This is a genomic window from Pseudotabrizicola sp. (genome assembly GCF_030684215.1).
GTDB lineage: Bacteria > Pseudomonadota > Alphaproteobacteria > Rhodobacterales > Rhodobacteraceae > Pseudotabrizicola.
The window spans coordinates 1-15,122 of sequence record NZ_JAUXOV010000012.1; the positions used below are offsets into that span (position 1 = coordinate 1).

13 protein-coding genes and 4 pseudogenes are annotated in these 15,122 nt (G+C 61.5%); 13 read left to right on the forward strand and 4 right to left on the reverse strand.

Going from position 1 to position 15,122, the window contains the following annotated elements; genetic code table 11:
• Nucleotides 1-161: 161 nt before the first annotated feature.
• Nucleotides 162-1,049: pseudogene (locus Q8K08_RS00825) on the reverse strand (IS5 family transposase); the annotation flags it as partial.
• A 30-nt stretch (nucleotides 1,050-1,079) separates the two neighbouring features.
• Between Q8K08_RS00825 and Q8K08_RS00830 the strand changes: the two are divergent.
• The 12 genes from Q8K08_RS00830 (at nucleotide 1,080) to Q8K08_RS00885 (ending at nucleotide 13,082) form a co-directional block, all read left to right on the forward strand.
• Entirely contained in the window at nucleotides 1,080-2,147 is a 1,068-nt protein-coding gene (locus Q8K08_RS00830; RefSeq protein WP_305248888.1) for an aminotransferase class III-fold pyridoxal phosphate-dependent enzyme, read from the forward strand.
• A gap of 214 nt (nucleotides 2,148-2,361) precedes the next feature.
• Nucleotides 2,362-3,504, forward strand: a complete 1,143-nt coding sequence (locus Q8K08_RS00835) for an MHYT domain-containing protein (protein WP_322573449.1) — start codon at nucleotides 2,362-2,364, stop codon at nucleotides 3,502-3,504.
• 139 nt (nucleotides 3,505-3,643) lie between these two features.
• Nucleotides 3,644-4,498 (forward strand): xanthine dehydrogenase family protein subunit M, encoded by an 855-nt coding sequence (locus Q8K08_RS00840; RefSeq protein WP_305248889.1) that lies wholly within the window; start codon nucleotides 3,644-3,646, stop codon nucleotides 4,496-4,498.
• Nucleotides 4,499-4,508: 10 nt separating this feature from the next.
• Entirely contained in the window at nucleotides 4,509-5,000 is a 492-nt protein-coding gene (locus Q8K08_RS00845) for a (2Fe-2S)-binding protein (protein WP_305248890.1), read from the forward strand.
• On the forward strand, nucleotides 4,997-7,420 hold the full coding sequence (locus Q8K08_RS00850) for an aerobic carbon-monoxide dehydrogenase large subunit (RefSeq protein ID WP_305248891.1): 2,424 nt from the start codon (nucleotides 4,997-4,999) through the stop codon (nucleotides 7,418-7,420). The genes Q8K08_RS00845 and Q8K08_RS00850 overlap by 4 nt, the downstream gene beginning before the upstream one ends.
• A gap of 141 nt (nucleotides 7,421-7,561) precedes the next feature.
• The gene (locus Q8K08_RS00855; protein ID WP_305248892.1) at nucleotides 7,562-8,440 is read left to right on the forward strand and encodes a MoxR family ATPase; all 879 of its coding nucleotides are present in this window, start codon (nucleotides 7,562-7,564) and stop codon (nucleotides 8,438-8,440) included.
• On the forward strand, nucleotides 8,437-9,633 hold the full coding sequence (locus Q8K08_RS00860) for a VWA domain-containing protein (protein ID WP_305248893.1): 1,197 nt from the start codon (nucleotides 8,437-8,439) through the stop codon (nucleotides 9,631-9,633). The genes Q8K08_RS00855 and Q8K08_RS00860 overlap by 4 nt, the downstream gene beginning before the upstream one ends.
• Entirely contained in the window at nucleotides 9,630-10,475 is an 846-nt protein-coding gene (locus tag Q8K08_RS00865) for an XdhC family protein (protein WP_305248894.1), read from the forward strand. The genes Q8K08_RS00860 and Q8K08_RS00865 overlap by 4 nt, the downstream gene beginning before the upstream one ends.
• Nucleotides 10,468-11,178 (forward strand): nucleotidyltransferase family protein, encoded by a 711-nt coding sequence (locus tag Q8K08_RS00870; RefSeq protein ID WP_305248895.1) that lies wholly within the window; start codon nucleotides 10,468-10,470, stop codon nucleotides 11,176-11,178. The genes Q8K08_RS00865 and Q8K08_RS00870 overlap by 8 nt, the downstream gene beginning before the upstream one ends.
• A 13-nt stretch (nucleotides 11,179-11,191) precedes the next feature.
• Entirely contained in the window at nucleotides 11,192-11,641 is a 450-nt protein-coding gene (locus Q8K08_RS00875; RefSeq protein ID WP_305248896.1) for a CoxG family protein, read from the forward strand.
• A complete protein-coding gene (locus Q8K08_RS00880) occupies nucleotides 11,638-12,645 on the forward strand; it encodes an XdhC family protein (protein ID WP_305248897.1) in 1,008 nt (335 codons plus the stop codon). Before Q8K08_RS00875 ends, Q8K08_RS00880 begins: the two co-directional genes overlap by 4 nt.
• Before the next feature lie 275 nt (nucleotides 12,646-12,920).
• The gene (locus tag Q8K08_RS00885) at nucleotides 12,921-13,082 is read left to right on the forward strand and encodes a YeeE/YedE thiosulfate transporter family protein (protein WP_305248898.1); all 162 of its coding nucleotides are present in this window, start codon (nucleotides 12,921-12,923) and stop codon (nucleotides 13,080-13,082) included.
• 306 nt (nucleotides 13,083-13,388) lie between these two features.
• Here Q8K08_RS00885 and Q8K08_RS00890 read toward each other — a convergent pair.
• The 3 genes and pseudogenes from Q8K08_RS00890 to Q8K08_RS00900 all read right to left on the reverse strand — a co-directional run.
• Nucleotides 13,389-14,104, reverse strand: a pseudogene (locus Q8K08_RS00890) (HAD-IA family hydrolase).
• Nucleotides 14,101-14,754: a phosphoglycolate phosphatase gene (gene gph / locus Q8K08_RS00895; RefSeq protein ID WP_305248899.1), complete on the reverse strand. Its 654-nt coding sequence runs from the start codon at nucleotides 14,752-14,754 to the stop codon at nucleotides 14,101-14,103. The pseudogene Q8K08_RS00890 and the gene gph overlap by 4 nt, the downstream one beginning before the upstream one ends.
• Nucleotide 14,755: 1 nt before the next feature.
• Nucleotides 14,756-14,860 (reverse strand): annotated as a pseudogene (locus tag Q8K08_RS00900) (ribulose-phosphate 3-epimerase); the annotation flags it as partial.
• A 72-nt stretch (nucleotides 14,861-14,932) separates the two neighbouring features.
• Here Q8K08_RS00900 and Q8K08_RS00905 point away from each other — a divergent pair.
• Nucleotides 14,933-15,122, forward strand: a pseudogene (locus tag Q8K08_RS00905) (ISKra4 family transposase); the annotation flags it as partial.

Genomic DNA, 15,122 nt, shown 5'->3' on the forward strand with positions numbered 1-15,122 from the left:
CCCATGCACCCGTCTCAGACTGGCGGACCTCACCAACCTCGACGCTGGCGGTTGGAGCCCAATGCTTCTTCGATACCACGGCCTGATCCCTTCAATCTGTGAAACTCGGTCAGACCGTGACACACAAATTGAGGATGACCCGATTTAAGGGCAACGCGACAGTTGATGAGGGCAACGCGGATCTGGATTTCGGCGGTTTGGCTGTCAGGGTGTCTTGCGGCGATGCGTTCACCGAAGGCCTTGAGGCACCGCATCTTTGCCTCGATCCGACTTCGGGCGTGGTATCCGGTCCAGCGCTTCCAGAATGCCCTGCCATAGTGGCGAGTGGCTCGCAGGGTTTCGTTTCTGGCGATTGCGGCCGGGCAATCTTCCTTCCAAGGCCGTCCGTTCTTGCGGATCGGGATGATCGGCGTGGCCTGGCGGTCGAGGATGGCGGTGTGGCAGCGTCGGGTGTCATAGGCTCCATCGGCAGTCACCGTGTCGATCTCTTCGCCCTCGGGGATCTGGTCGAGCAACTCCGGCAGGACCGGGCTGTCACCGTCGCTGCTGGGGGTAAACTCCACCGCCCGGATGTCCGACGTCGCGGTGTCCATGGCCAGATGCACCTTGCGCCATTGGCGTCGGCCCTGCACACCGTGCTTGCGGGCCTGCCATTCGCCATCCCCAAGAAACTTGATGCCAGTGCTGTCGACGAGAAGGTTCAAGGGGCCGTCGGCGCGCCGATAGGGGATCTGGACGACCAGTGTCTTCTGCCTCCGGCACAGCGTCGAGTAATCCGGCACCGCCCAATCCAGGTTCGCCAGCTTGAGCAAGCTCGCCACCATCCCGGTCGTTTGTCTGAGCGGCAGCTTGAACAGAACCTTGATGGTCAGGCAGAACTGGATCGCCGCCTCGGAAAACACCGCAGGCCGACCGGGGCTGCCGTCAAGCGGCGCGAGCCAGGTCATCTCTTTGTCCAGCCAAATCAGAAGCGACCCACGCTTGCGCAGGGAAGCCGTGTAGCTGGACCAGTTCGTCGTGCGGTAGCGGGAGGGTGTCGGCTTGCTCATAACGTCAATCTAACCGCATGGATTCACGATGTGAATCCTAGGCAGACAGAGTTATGCAACAACGCCCTGTCCGGGTCGGATGCCAATGAAACCAACATCAAGTTGATCTGGTACTACAACAATGTGCTGGGGCGGCCCGAAAAGAAAAAGATCATCTCGCGCTGGCGCGGCTATCACGGATCGGGCGTGATGACCGGGTCGCTGACCGGGCTGGAATTGTTCCACAACGCCTTTGATCTGCCGCGCGCGCCTATCCTGCATACTCAAGCCCCCTATTATTTCCGCCGTGCCGACCGTTCGATGACAGAAGCGCAGTTTTCGCAAGATTGCGCTGATCGGCTGGAGGCGATGATTTTGGCCGAAGGCCCCGATACCGTGGCGGCCTTTATCGGCGAGCCTATTCTGGGCACCGGCGGCATTGTGCCGCCGCCCGCCGGATATTGGCAGAAGATTCAGGCCGTGCTGAAGAAATACGACATCCTGCTGGTGGCGGATGAGGTGGTGACGGGCTTTGGCCGTCTGGGCAGCATGTTTGGCTCTGATCACTACGGCATGGAGCCTGACCTGATCACCGTGGCCAAGGGCCTGACCTCGGCCTATGCACCGCTGTCGGGGGTGATTGTGGCCGACCGGATGTGGCAGGTGCTGGTGCAAGGGTCGGACAAGCTGGGTGCTTTGGGGCATGGCTGGACCTATTCGGCGCATCCGATCTGCACCGCAGCCGGGATCGCCAACCTGCAACTGATCGACGAGATGGGTCTGGTGAAGAACGCGGGCACGGTCGGGGCCTATTTCCGCAGCGAACTGGCAAAGGCGCTGGCCGATCACCGCAATGTCGGCGATGTGCGCGGCGATGGTTTGATGGCGGCGGTGGAAGTTGTCGCTGACAAGGATGACCGCGTGTTCTTTGACGCGGCAGACAAAATCGGCCCACGGATTTCCGCCGCTTTGGCCGAACGCGGGGTGATTGGCCGCGCCATGCCGCAGGGCGATACTCTTGGCTTCGCGCCGCCGCTTTGCCTGACCCGCGACGAGGCCGATGTGATCGTCGCCCGCACGGTCGAGGCCGTCAGATCAGTTCTGACAAGCGCGAGGTAGGGCTTGCAAGTGTGCCACGACCGTCGGCGGCATCCGGGGCACTTGCTACAGCAGCCAGCCTTACTCATGCTGATTTGCACATCGAGGATAAGTTACGCTGGGCATCAGAGCGCACCCCAGGGCAAGCAAGGCAGCATTGCCGGTGCCTGCCGTGTGGCCAACAAGGCGGTGCTTAGGCTGATACGAACTGTATGCCAGAGTTGCGAAGCCGGTCGTGTCGGCTGTAGAAAGCGATATGGAGTTTCAGGGCGTCTCACATAATCCGTGGCTGTCGCTGGCGTCGCTGTGCGTTGCACTGATCGCGGGCTTTACCGGCCTGTCGCTGACCTATGGTCTGGCGAACAAGACGGCGGTGCATCGAAAGGTATCGGTGACGCTGGCCTCAGTGGCGCTTGGCGGCGGCATCTGGTCGATGCATTTCGTGGCGATGCTGGGCCTGCAACTGCCGATCCTGTTCTACTATGATGCGGCGATTACCCTGCTGTCGGCGCTGGTCGCGATCCTGATGGTGGGTTGCGCGCTGCTGATCATGCATTTCTATACCCGGACGCCGGGGTCGGTGGCGCTGGCGGGCGGGATTGTCGGGGTCGGTATTCTGGCGATGCATTATATCGGGATGTCCGGGCTTGAACTGTGCCGGACCATCTACAGCTTTCCCGGTGTGGCGCTGGCAACCCTGTCGTCCATCGGCTTAAGTATTCTTGCCTTCCGGGTGGCTTACGGGCGCCGCGAGCATCGCAATATCCTGCTGGGTACGCTGTGCTTTGGCATTTCGGTGTTCGCCGTTCATTTCGTTGCCATCGCCGGGACCAGATTTCAGGCGATCGAATTTGTCGGCACGCTTGGTCCCGCGATGAGCAAAGAGGTGCTTGCCATGGGCGTGGTCCTGTCCAGCTTTGTGCTATGCGGCGCGTTCCTGTTGACCGGGGTGACCTTTCTTGCCCCGCAGACCGCCAAGGCGGCCCCGCCAGCCGAACCCGCCCCCCCACCTTCCGCAGAGCCGCCGGACCCCGCGCCTGCCCTGCTGCAACAGGTGCCCTATGAACTGGCGGGGCGCACGTTCTTTGTCGATGCCGATGCCGTGGCCGCCGTACGTGCAGAAGGGCACTACACCTATCTTTACACCCGGTCCGAAAAGCTGTTCTGCGTCTGGACAATCACCGAGGCGGAAAAGCGGCTTGCCGCCCGCAATTTCATTCGCTGCCATCGCAGCTTTCTGGTCAATCCCGCGCATGTCAGCAGTTTTGAACGGTTAAAGGACAGCGGGCTGTGCCATTTTGATTCCGTGGCGCATCTGAACAAGGTTCCGATCAGCCGGTCTCATATTCAGTCGCTCCGCAGCGCTTTGGGCTTGTAACCGGGCATTTTCGCCATTCGCGCGCCAAATTCGCAGTTCGTGCAGCGCCCGGCTCGGGTCGTTCGTTTCTGCGAACAGTCCCCAAAGCCATCTGCCTAAGTTCCGGCAGCTAGAAACACATGTGAGGGGGGAGCCGAACATGATACCAGCGGCGTTTGAATACCATCGCCCGAAGGACGTTGGGGGGGTGATCGCGCTATTGCAGCAGCATGGCGATGAAGCCCGTGTTGTTGCCGGCGGGCACAGCCTGATCCCGATGATGAAACTACGCATGACCGATGTGCAGCATCTGGTCGATTTGCAGGATGTGGCCGGTCTGGGCGGCATCCAGGTTGCAGGCGAGCAGATCACCATCGGTGCGATGGTCACGCAGCATATGCTGATCAACAATGCCGATCTGACCGAAGCCGCGCCGATCCTGAAAGAGGCGGCATTGCAGATTGCCGATCCGCAGGTGCGCTATATGGGCACGATTGGCGGCAATGTCGCGAATGGCGATCCCGGCAATGACATGCCGGCGCTGATGCTGTGTCTGGGGGCGACCTATACGCTGACGGGGCCGAACGGCACCCGCAAAGTGGCGGCGCGCGATTTCTACGAGGCTGCCTATGTCACGGTGCGCGAAGATAGTGAACTGCTGACCCAGCTTACATTTGCAGCCCCCAAGGGTGGCTATGCCTATGAAAAGCAAAAGCGCAAGATCGGCGACTATGCAACCGCCGCTGCCGCTGTGCAGATTGCCCGTGAAGGCGGGTTATGTGTTGCCGCCTCGGTTTCCATGACCAATCTCAGCGATGTACCGGTCTGGTCGAAAGCCGCTGGTGCCGCCCTTGTTGGCACGGATTGCGGCCCTGCGGCCATTCGTGCGGCGGTGGATGCCGCGCTGAAAGACATCAACCCGACCGAAGACAATCGCGGTCCGGTCGAATTCAAGCGCCATGTCGCAAAGACCGTGATCGGGCGTGCCATCGCCCGTGCCTGGTCACGTAGCTAAGGGGGGAAGCATGACAAAATCAATTATCAAGCTGACGGTCAACGGCGAAAATCACGAGGTTCTGGCAGAGCCGCGCGAATTGCTGATCCATGTGTTGCGGGAAAGGCTGAACCTGACCGGCCCGCATATCGGCTGTGAGACCACGCATTGCGGGGCTTGCACGGTCGAACTGAATGGCAAATCGGTGAAGTCCTGTACCGTGTTTGCAGTGCAGGCCAATGGGGCCGAAATCACCACGATCGAAGGCATCGCCGGCCCGGCGGGTCTGCATGTGTTGCAGCAATCTTTCCGTGAACATCACGGGCTGCAATGCGGCTTCTGTACGCCGGGGATGATCACCCGCGCCTGGCGTCTGCTCAAGGAAAACCCCGATCCCACCGAAGAGGACGTGCGCTTTGGCATGGCCGGCAATCTTTGCCGCTGCACGGGTTACCAGAACATTGTGAAGTCGATCCTCGCCGCCGCAGCCGAGATCAACGCATCAAGGGAGGCAGCCGAATGAATGACCTTACCCCACCGACCCATGACGAACGGGTCGCAAACCTCAAAGGCATGGGCCACTCGCGCAAGCGGGTTGAAGATGCACGCTTTACCCAAGGCAAGGGCAACTATGTCGATGACGTAAAACTACCCGGCATGTTGTTTGGCGATTTCGTCCGCTCGCCCTATGCCCATGCGCGTGTCGTGTCGATTGATACGGCGGCTGCAATGGCGGTGCCCGGCGTGCTGGCGGTGCTGACCGCCAAGGATCTGGCACCCTTGAACCTGCATTGGATGCCGACACTGGCGGGCGACAAGCAGATGGTGCTGGCCGATGGCAAAGTGCTGTTCCAGGGCCAGGAAGTTGCCTATGTCGTCGCGACAGATCGCTATGCCGCCGCTGATGGCGTCGAGGCGGTTGTGGTCGAATATTCTGAACTGCCGGTGGTCACCGACCCGTTCAAGGCGCTGGAACCCGGCGCGCCGGTGCTGCGCGAGGATCTGGCAGGCCAGACCTCAGGCGCGCATGGTGCGCGGCGTCACCACAACCACATCTTCAAATGGGAAGTGGGCGACGAGGCTGCAACCGATCAAGCCATTGGCGAGGCCGAAGTGGTGGCCGAAGAAATGGTCTACTACCACCGCACCCATCCCTGCCCGCTGGAAACCTGCGGCTGCGTCGCCTCGATGGACAAGATCAATGGCAAGCTGACGTTGTGGGGCACTTTCCAGGCCCCGCATGTGGTGCGCACCGTGGCCTCGCTGCTGTCAGGCATCGAAGAGCATAACATCCGCGTCATCAGCCCCGATATTGGCGGCGGTTTTGGTAACAAGGTGGGTGTCTATCCCGGCTATATCTGTTCCATCGTCGCCTCGATTGTCACCGGCAAGCCGGTGAAATGGGTCGAAGACCGGATGGAAAACCTGATGGCCACCGCCTTTGCCCGCGACTATTGGATGAAGGGCAAGATCTCGGCCACCAAAGAGGGCAAGATCACCGGGCTGCACTGTCATGTCACGGCAGATCACGGCGCGTTCGATGCCTGTGCCGACCCGACCAAATTCCCCGCCGGTTTCATGAGCATCTGCACCGGGTCTTATGATATTCCGGTGGCCTATCTTGGGGTTGACGGTGTCTATACCAATAAGGCGCCGGGTGGTGTTTCCTACCGCTGCTCCTTCCGGGTGACAGAAGCCGCCTATTTCATCGAACGCATGATCGAGGTTCTGGCGATCGAGCTGAACATGGATGCCGCCGAATTGCGGGCCAAGAACTTTATCCGCAAGGATCAGTTCCCCTACCAATCGGCACTGGGCTGGGAATACGATTCCGGCGATTATCACACCGCTTGGGACAAAGCCCTGAAGGCGGTTGATTACGACGGGTTGCGCCGCGAACAGGCAACCCGCGTCGAGGCGTTCAAACGCGGCGAGACGCGCAAACTTCTGGGAATTGGTCTGACCCATTTCACCGAAATCGTCGGGGCCGGGCCGATCAAGAACTGCGATATCCTTGGCATGGGCATGTTCGATAGCTGCGAGATCCGCATCCATCCGACCGGATCGGCCATCGCACGGCTGGGCACCATCAGTCAGGGTCAGGGCCATGCCACGACCTTTGCCCAGATCTTGGCCTCCGAAATCGGCATCCCAGCAGATTCGATCACCATCGAAGAAGGCGACACCGATACCGCCCCCTACGGTCTGGGCACCTATGGGTCGCGGTCAACCCCGGTAGCGGGTGCCGCCGCCGCAATGGCGGGTCGCAAGATCCGGGCTAAGGCGCAGATGATCGCGGCCTATCTGCTCGAAGTCCATGACGACGATGTCGAATTCGACGTTGACCGCTTTGTCGTCAAAGGCGCGCCGGAACGCTTCAAGACCATGAAGGCAATCGCCTATGCCGCCTATAATCAGGCCATCCCGGGCGTCGAGCCGGGGCTAGAGGCGGTCAGCTACTACGATCCTCCGAACATGACCTACCCCTTCGGTGCCTATATCTGCGTGATGGAGATTGATGTGGATACCGGCGTGCATGAAATCCGGCAGTTCTATGCGCTGGATGATTGCGGCACCCGCATCAACCCGATGGTGATCGAGGGGCAGGTTCATGGTGGGCTGACAGAAGCGCTGGCCATCGCGATGGGGCAAGAGATTGCCTATGACGAAATCGGCAACGTCAAGACCGGCACCTTGATGGATTTCTTCCTTCCCACCGCATGGGAGACGCCGCATTACACCTCCGACCACACCGTAACCCCCAGCCCGCACCATCCGATCGGTGCCAAGGGTGTGGGCGAAAGCCCGAATGTCGGCGGCGTTCCGGCCTTTTCCAACGCAGTCCATGACGCCTTCCGCGCCTTCGGCCTGCGCCAAAGCCATATGCCGCATGACCATTGGCGGATTTGGCGCATCGCCCACGATCTGGGCCTGCACGACTGATGTGAGGCGCGGAAAGCTGACCTTTCAGGTTTCTGCGCCCATTCATTGACCATCGAAAGCAACGCGAAAGGGGGTGTTTCCAGCAAACATCCCCAATCTACAGACATGACCTACAGGGCGGCCTGACGGGCCGAAGGCGATATGACCGACTGGAAAACCTTACAATCCGATCTGGCAGAGCAGGGCTATGTTGCCGGGGCCGAACTGGCGATGGCGCTGCACCTGTCACTGGCGCTTGGCCGCCCGCTGTTGCTGGAAGGCGCGGCTGGCGTTGGCAAGACCGAGATCGCGCATTGCCTTGCCGCGGTCAAAGGCACCAACCTGATCCGCCTGCAATGCTATGAAGGCCTTGATGCGGCACAGGCGATCTATGAATGGAACTACCAGCGCCAGCTTCTGGCGATCCGGGCCGCTGCCGAGGCGGGGGAAACCGGGCGCGACGTGGAAAAGCGCATCTTTTCCGAAGAATACCTGCTGCAACGCCCGCTTCTAAAGGCCATCCGCCAACCCATCGCCCCGGTGCTGCTGATAGATGAGATTGACCGCGCCGATGAAGAATTCGAAGCCTACTTGCTGGAAATCCTGTCGGATTTCAAAATCTCCATCCCCGAACTTGGCACGCTTGATGCGATCAGCCGCCCCTATGTAGTGTTAACCTCGAACGGCACCCGCGATCTGTCGGATGCGCTGCGGCGGCGCTGTCTTTTTGCGCATGTCGATTACCCCGACCGCGATACCGAACTGGCCATTCTGGCGCGGCGTTGCCCTGGGGTGGAACGCCAGTTGGCCGGGCAGATCGTCAGCTTCGTGCAAAGCCTGCGTAAGGAAGATCTGGAAAAGAAGCCCGGTGTGGCCGAGATGCTGGATTTCGCGATGGCACTGCTGGGTTTCGGTATCAATGATCTGGCCAGTGATCCGGTGGTTTTGCAGGTGGCGCTGGCGACACTGCTGAAAACCCGCAATGACCGCGCGGCGATCCCCACCGAGATGGCTCAGCGGTTGGCCGGGCGGGCGGCATGAGCAAAGTCACCCGCTTTGCGGCGCGCGACCCCGGCCCAGCGGCGCGGCTGGCGGGCTTTCTGGCACATCTGCGCGCGCAGGGACTGCCGCTTGGCGTCGCCGAAACCGGCATGGCGCTGACCGCGCTGGCCCATGTCGATGCTGCCAATCCCCATGAGGCGCGTCTGGCCCTGCGCGCGGTCTGCACCGGATCGCTGGAAGAGGCGGCGCAGTTTGATCTGCTGTTTGACAGCTTCTGGATGAATGGCGGCCGGGTGCGCGAAAAGATCATGCCAGGAACCAGTGCGGGCGGCCCGAAACCCGGCCGCAATTCTCGTGCCGCCGAAGAGGGGCGTGCCACCGGGCGCGGCAAGGCCGACAGCCCCGATGATGGCCAAGATGGCGACAGCCCCGCCGATGCCGATGGCAATGGCAATGGCAAACTTATCGCTTCGGCCATCGCCAATCTGATGAAGAAAGACCTGCGCGAACTTGTCCATGCTGATGATATCCGGGCCGCCGAACTGGTGGCGCTGCGGCTGGGTCGCGCCCTGCGCGATCGGCGGTCACGGCGGCGGCGCGCGGCGCGCACGGGCAGCGCTATCGACCTGCGTCGTACCCTGCGACAAAGCCTGCAAACCGGCGGGGAACCCCTGCGCCTGATGCGGCGGCGCAGGCCCGACCGCCCGCTGCGGATCTGTGCGCTGTGCGATGTGTCGGGGTCGATGGTGATCTATGCCCGCCCGTTTCTGGCCTTTCTGGCCGGGTTGATGCGCGCCGATCCTGACAGCGACGCCTATCTGTTCCATACCCGGCTTGTCCGCATCACCGGGGCGCTGCGTGACGACGATCCCTTGCGCGCGCTTGGCCGCATCACCCTGCTGGCCGATGGCTTTGGCGGCGGATCACGCATCGGGGCCAGTCTGGCGCAATTCGCCCGGACCTATGCCCGCCGTTTTGTCAATGGCCGCACGGTGGTGATGATCCTGTCGGATGGTTATGACAGTGCCGATCCCGGCGATCTGGGTGGTGCGCTGGCAGAACTGCGCCAGCGCGGTTGCCGCATCATCTGGCTGAACCCGCTGAAGGGTTGGAAAGACTATGCGCCCGTCGCCCGTGGCATGGCCGCCGCCTTGCCGCATCTTGATCTTTTCGCCGCCGCCGCGACGTTGAACGACCTCGCCGCTTTGGAAAAGGAGCTTGCCAGATTATGAGCCTGTCTTCGCATGCCCAACATCATCTCGATACCGAAATTGCCCGTCTGCGGGCTGCAGGCACCGCCTTTGCCATCGCCACCGTGGTGCGCACGGTGGATGCCACCTCGGCCAAACCCGGCAGCAAGGCCATTCTGGGGCCGGATGGCAACATTCTTGACGGCTGGATCGGCGGCGGTTGCGCCCGCAGCGCAGTTGCCAAAGCCGCGCGTGACGCTTTGGCACTGCGCCGCCCGCAATTCGTGTCCCTGCGCCCGGAAAACCTGTTGGCCGACGAAGGCGTTAGCGCCGGAGAGGAACGTAATGGCATCCGATTTGCCCGCAATAACTGCCCCTCCAAAGGCTCAATGGATGTGTTTGTGGAACCGGTGCTGCCGATGCCGCGTCTGGTGATCTGCGGCGCGGGGCCGGTGGCCTTGGCGCTGGCCGATCTGGCGGGGCGGTTCGATTTTCACCGTACCCTTTGTACCCCCGGCACCAACGCCGAAACCCTACCTGCCACCGAAGCGTGGCAAGACAGCTTCGCCCTCGATCTTGACGGTGCCGATAGCCGCTATGTGGTGATCGCCACCCAAGGCAAGGGTGATGAGGCGGCCTTGCGGGCGGCGCTTGCCGCAGGGGCAAGCCATGTGGCCTTTGTCGGCAGTCGGCGCAAATATGCGACGCTGGCGGATAAGCTGGCAGCAGATGGGGTTGACCGCGTCTCACTTGATGCCGTGGCAGCCCCTGCCGGGATCGACATTCAGGCGATTACCCCAGATGAAATCGCCCTGTCGATCCTGGCGCAAATTGTTCAGACCCATCGCAGCGGCCAACGCCAGATGGGGCAAGCCGATGTTTGACCGCGCCGCAATCGTACTGGCCGGTGGGTTGTCGCGCCGGATGGGGGCCGAGAACAAGCTGTTGTTGCCACTTGGCGGCCAACCGCTGCTGCGCCACGCCATCGCGGCCTGCATTGCCGCCACCGATGCGCCAGTGACCGTGGTCACCGGGCACGAGGCCACGGCCATTGCCGCAGCGCTTGAGGGGCTGCCGGTGCATTTGGTGCACAACCCGGACTTTGCCGACGGCCAGATGACATCGCTTGCCACGGGGCTGCGCGCCGTCCCGGATGCCGCCGCCACGCTGATCGCGCTGGCGGACCAACCCTTGCTGGATGCGGCCTCGCTGGATTGGCTGTTCACGGCCTTTGCCGGGGCTGGTGGCACAAAAATAACCATTCCCCTGCGCGGCGAGGATCGCGGCAATCCAATTGTCGTGCCCCTCCACCTGATGCCCGATCTGCAGGCCGACCGACGCAATCCCGGTTGCCGCAAGTTTACCCGTGACCACCCTGAATTGGTGCATTGGGCGCTGACCGGGAACCCCGCCTTTTTCACCGATGTCGATCTGCCCGAAGACCTGGCTCGTATACGCCAGCATTTCGACAAGCTTGGCCGCAGGTCGGGCAAGCTTCGCAGCCTGCTGCACCGGCTTAACCCGTTTCTGCCCATGACCGATGCGCAGGCCAGTCTGCTGGCCAGCGTCAAATTCCCTTGTTGCTGACCTAGGAGAGACCATGGAACTGTTCGACGAAATCACCATCAACGCACCAAAAGCCGCCGTATTTGCCGCGCTGAACGATACCGAGGTGCTGCGACAATGTATTCCCGGTTGTGAAGAGCTGATCCGGCATTCGGATACCGAACTTGAGGCAAAGGTTGTGCTGAAGATCGGCCCGGTCAAGGCCCGCTTTGGCGGCAATGTCGTGCTGGATCAAACGGGTGCCCCAGATGCGTTTTCGCTGACCGGGCAGGGCAACGGTGGCGTTGCGGGCTATGCCAAAGGCGGGGCCGATGTGACACTGGAAGCAGTGGGTGATAAGACCATTCTGCGCTACACCGCCAAGGCCGAAATCGGCGGCAAGCTTGCGCAACTGGGCGGGCGGCTGATCAAATCCACCTCGCAAAAGCTCGCCACCAAGTTCTTTGAAACCTTTTCCGACATCATGGAAAAGGCCAACGTATGACCAAGGCAGAGCCACGGATATCGGATTTCTTGCCTGACTATTGCGAGACGGCCGAGGATATTCTGGCTTTCGTCACCGATTGCCAAGCCGCAGGTATTGCCTGCGCGCTTGGCGTGGTGACCCGTGTGACCGGCGGCTCTTCGCGGGCTGTTGGCACCTTATTTGCGGTGGACCAGAATGGCGGCATGGCAGGCTATGTCTCCAACGGCTGTATCGACGCCGATGTTCGCTTGCAGGCGCTTGATGCGCTGGCAGACGGCAAGATCAGGTCGCTGATCTATGGAGTGGGATCGCCCTTTGTCGATCTGCGGTTGCCTTGCGGTGGCTCGCTTGAACTCCTGATCGACCCCGCACCCGTGGCCGCGACATGCCAGCGCGCCGCGCAGGCACTTGCGCTGCGCCAGACCGTGATACTTGGCTTTGGCGGGGCAAAGGGGCTGGCCGTGCCGTCACCCACCGATGATGATGCGCTGTTTCGCGCTTGTTATACGCCCCGGCTTCGGCTGGTGGTGGCCGGGCGGGGCGCGCCCATTGAAAAACTATCCCAGCTGCTGGCGTCGCTGGATATTGCGGCGGTGGTGGCTACGCCGGATGCCCGCGACCGCGCCGGTCTGGGTGCCCTGCCGGGCATGACCTATCTGCATCTGTCCTCGCCAACCCGACCGCCGCAGATCGTTGTTGACCGCTTTACGGCAGTCCTGCTTTTGTTCCACGATCATGATTGGGAAACCGCGCTGATCGCCGCCTGCCTGCCGCAACAGCCCTTCTACATTGGGGCCTTGGGCAGTGCCGCCACCCATGCCAAGCGCAAAGACGCGCTGGCAGCCATGGGCGTGCCACATGATCAGATCAACCTTGTGCATGGCCCTGTGGGTCTGATGCCGTCGATGCGCAACGCCTCGTTTCTGGCGGTGTCGGTGATCGCCGAGATTATGTCAGACTATATCGCCGCCCAGGCCCGATCCGAAAGCCAAAACTCTGCCGACATTGCACACCTCCCCTAACGAGCAAGAGAAGTGAACGAAGCATGGCAGACAGATCAATAGGTTGATTGGGCTTGGTGCCTAAGCCTCCGTCTCTTACGCGCCGGTATGGGCTTTCACCTGTGGAGCCTCGCGTGTCTTGGACGGCAAGATGATCGGATGCAAGCAAGAGGACTGATCCACGAGATGACCGGGCAGGGTCGCTTTTCGGATCTGGCGTATCGCAAACCAATGTTCCGTGCGGATGGTCCGACTATTTCGGCGGGCTGTGTGCTCTGGGGGTCGAAACAGGCGGTTTGCTGATGGGCTACGGCGCGCGGCTTTCGGGGGGATGCAACATCGGGGCCTACTTTTCTGCGCTGGCTTCGGGCAGTATGTCGGCCTGGATTTGGGTTGCGGCAGCGTTTTTCGGAAGCTGGATCGGCTTGAGGTTGCGACCGATGTTCCATCTGCCTTGAATAGCAGGGAGCATGCAGGCACCTATCCAAACATGTCGGCTGTGAGGCCAGCATACCTGCCGAGGTTCTCCTCATAGGTCGCTTTGCGCAGGTTCGCATCTTCGCAGGTGGCGATGAAAAGCTTTCGGTGCTGGTGATTTTTTCGGCCATAAGGGCACCAAGCTTGGCGGTCAGCATCACCAACTCTGGTGTTGAAGCGATGCCAGGATTATTTTGACGTCGTCAATCGACAGGCCGACGCTACCGTCGATAAGATCGTCAAAGCGCGTCTCGATCTCGAACGTGAACCGGTGATCGCGAGTGATTTCATCCGAACCTGCGCCTGTGATCCGTTGGATCAGCGAAAAGCGCTGCCAACACTTGTGGCAGGGCGTTGGCCTCCAGCGATCTGCGCACCCAATCGGCGTCAGCAAAGTCTTCGTCATCAGTGTAGATGCTGGGGGTAATCAAGACGCGCAAGCCTGCGGCTTTGGCCGAGATCAGGCCGTTGCGGCTGTCCTCGAAGGCGATGGCGCGGGCGGGCGAGACGCCAAGCTGGGCAAGGCTGGTCAGATACACATCCGGGGCGGGCTTCTTCGCGGCCACCATGTCGCCTGCCGCAATCGCATCGAATACTTCGGTCGCCGGTTTGCCCCAGCAGCACTGGCACAGCGCTTCGACGTTGGGGGTGTTGGTGGTGGTGGCGACGGCAACCGCAATGCCGTGGCGGCGATCAGGTCGGCCACGCCGGGGCGCAGTGACAGACCGCCGCCGGCCAAAATCCGGGCATAGCGTTCGGTCTTGTCGCGGTGCAGGTCGACAATCTGCGCGGCGTTCAGGGGCGGGTGCCCATCAAAGATGGCCTGATGGGCCTGCATCCGTTCCTTGCCACCGGTGGTTTTCAGCAGGCGACGATAGTTTGCGCGGGTCCAGTGCCACGGCACGCGCTGCGCGGCAAAAGTGTCATTGAAGGCCGCGCGGTGCGCCTCTTCGGTTTCGGCCAGCGTGCCGTCCACATCGAAGATCAGCGCGCCGAGGGTCATGCGTGCATGGCCATAAGTTGTGCCACGATTCCTGGCAACAGGGCAAAGTCGTCAAAGGCCATGTCATGCGGCAGGTCTGCCATCGGTGTCTTGCGGTAGCCTTCGGTAAAGATCGCAAAGGACAGCCCTGCGCGGGCGGCGGTTTCGGCATCGACCTCGCTGTCGCCGACATAGACGGTTGCACCGCCGCCAAGCGCCGCCATTGCCGCCAGCAGGGGGGCGGGGTCGGGTTTGTGGACCGGCAGGCTGTCGCCGCCATAAACGGCCGCGAACAGGTGATCCATGCCGAAGGCCGCAAGGATGGCGCGTGTCGGTCCTTCGGGTTTGTTGGTGCAGATGCCAAGCGCGTGCCCCGCTTTGGCAAGCGCGGTCAGGGTTTCGCGGACATTGGGGTAAAGCACGGTCAGCGTCGCGGGATCGGCGTTGTAATGGCGTAGAATGATCGCCAGCAGGTCGGCATGGGGCTGGGGCAGGGCGCGTGCGGCGATTACCCGTTCGGTCAGCACCGACACTCCGTTGCCGATGAACGAGCGTACGGTGTCAAAGGTCAGCGGATCGGCACCCACCTCGGCCAGCGTCCGGTTGACGGCGGCGTGGATGTCGGGGGCTGAATCAATCAGCGTGCCATCGAGATCGAAAATCACCGGCATGTCAAAGCACACCCATCGCTGCGGCCCGGATCGCCGCGATGTTGACGCCGTAGGGTGCAGGGTTGCTGACCGACCCGCCGTTGAACACGGCAGACCCGGCCGGGAGTGGACAGAACATGGGGGTCGTCGTCGGTGATCTGGCCTGTGCTAAGGTAAGCTCTTTGTATGGGGGGCTGCCATGGACGTACGGATTACAATCGAAACGACCTTCGACAACGGGGAGAAGCGCACTCATCAGCTTGACGGCATTTCTCGACCATACCGGGTGACCTGCCCAGACGGGATCGGGCTGCGCCTCGAGGATGGGAAAAGGATCCTCGAACAGATCCAGAGGGTAATCCTTTACGATCAGGTCGATGAGATCATTC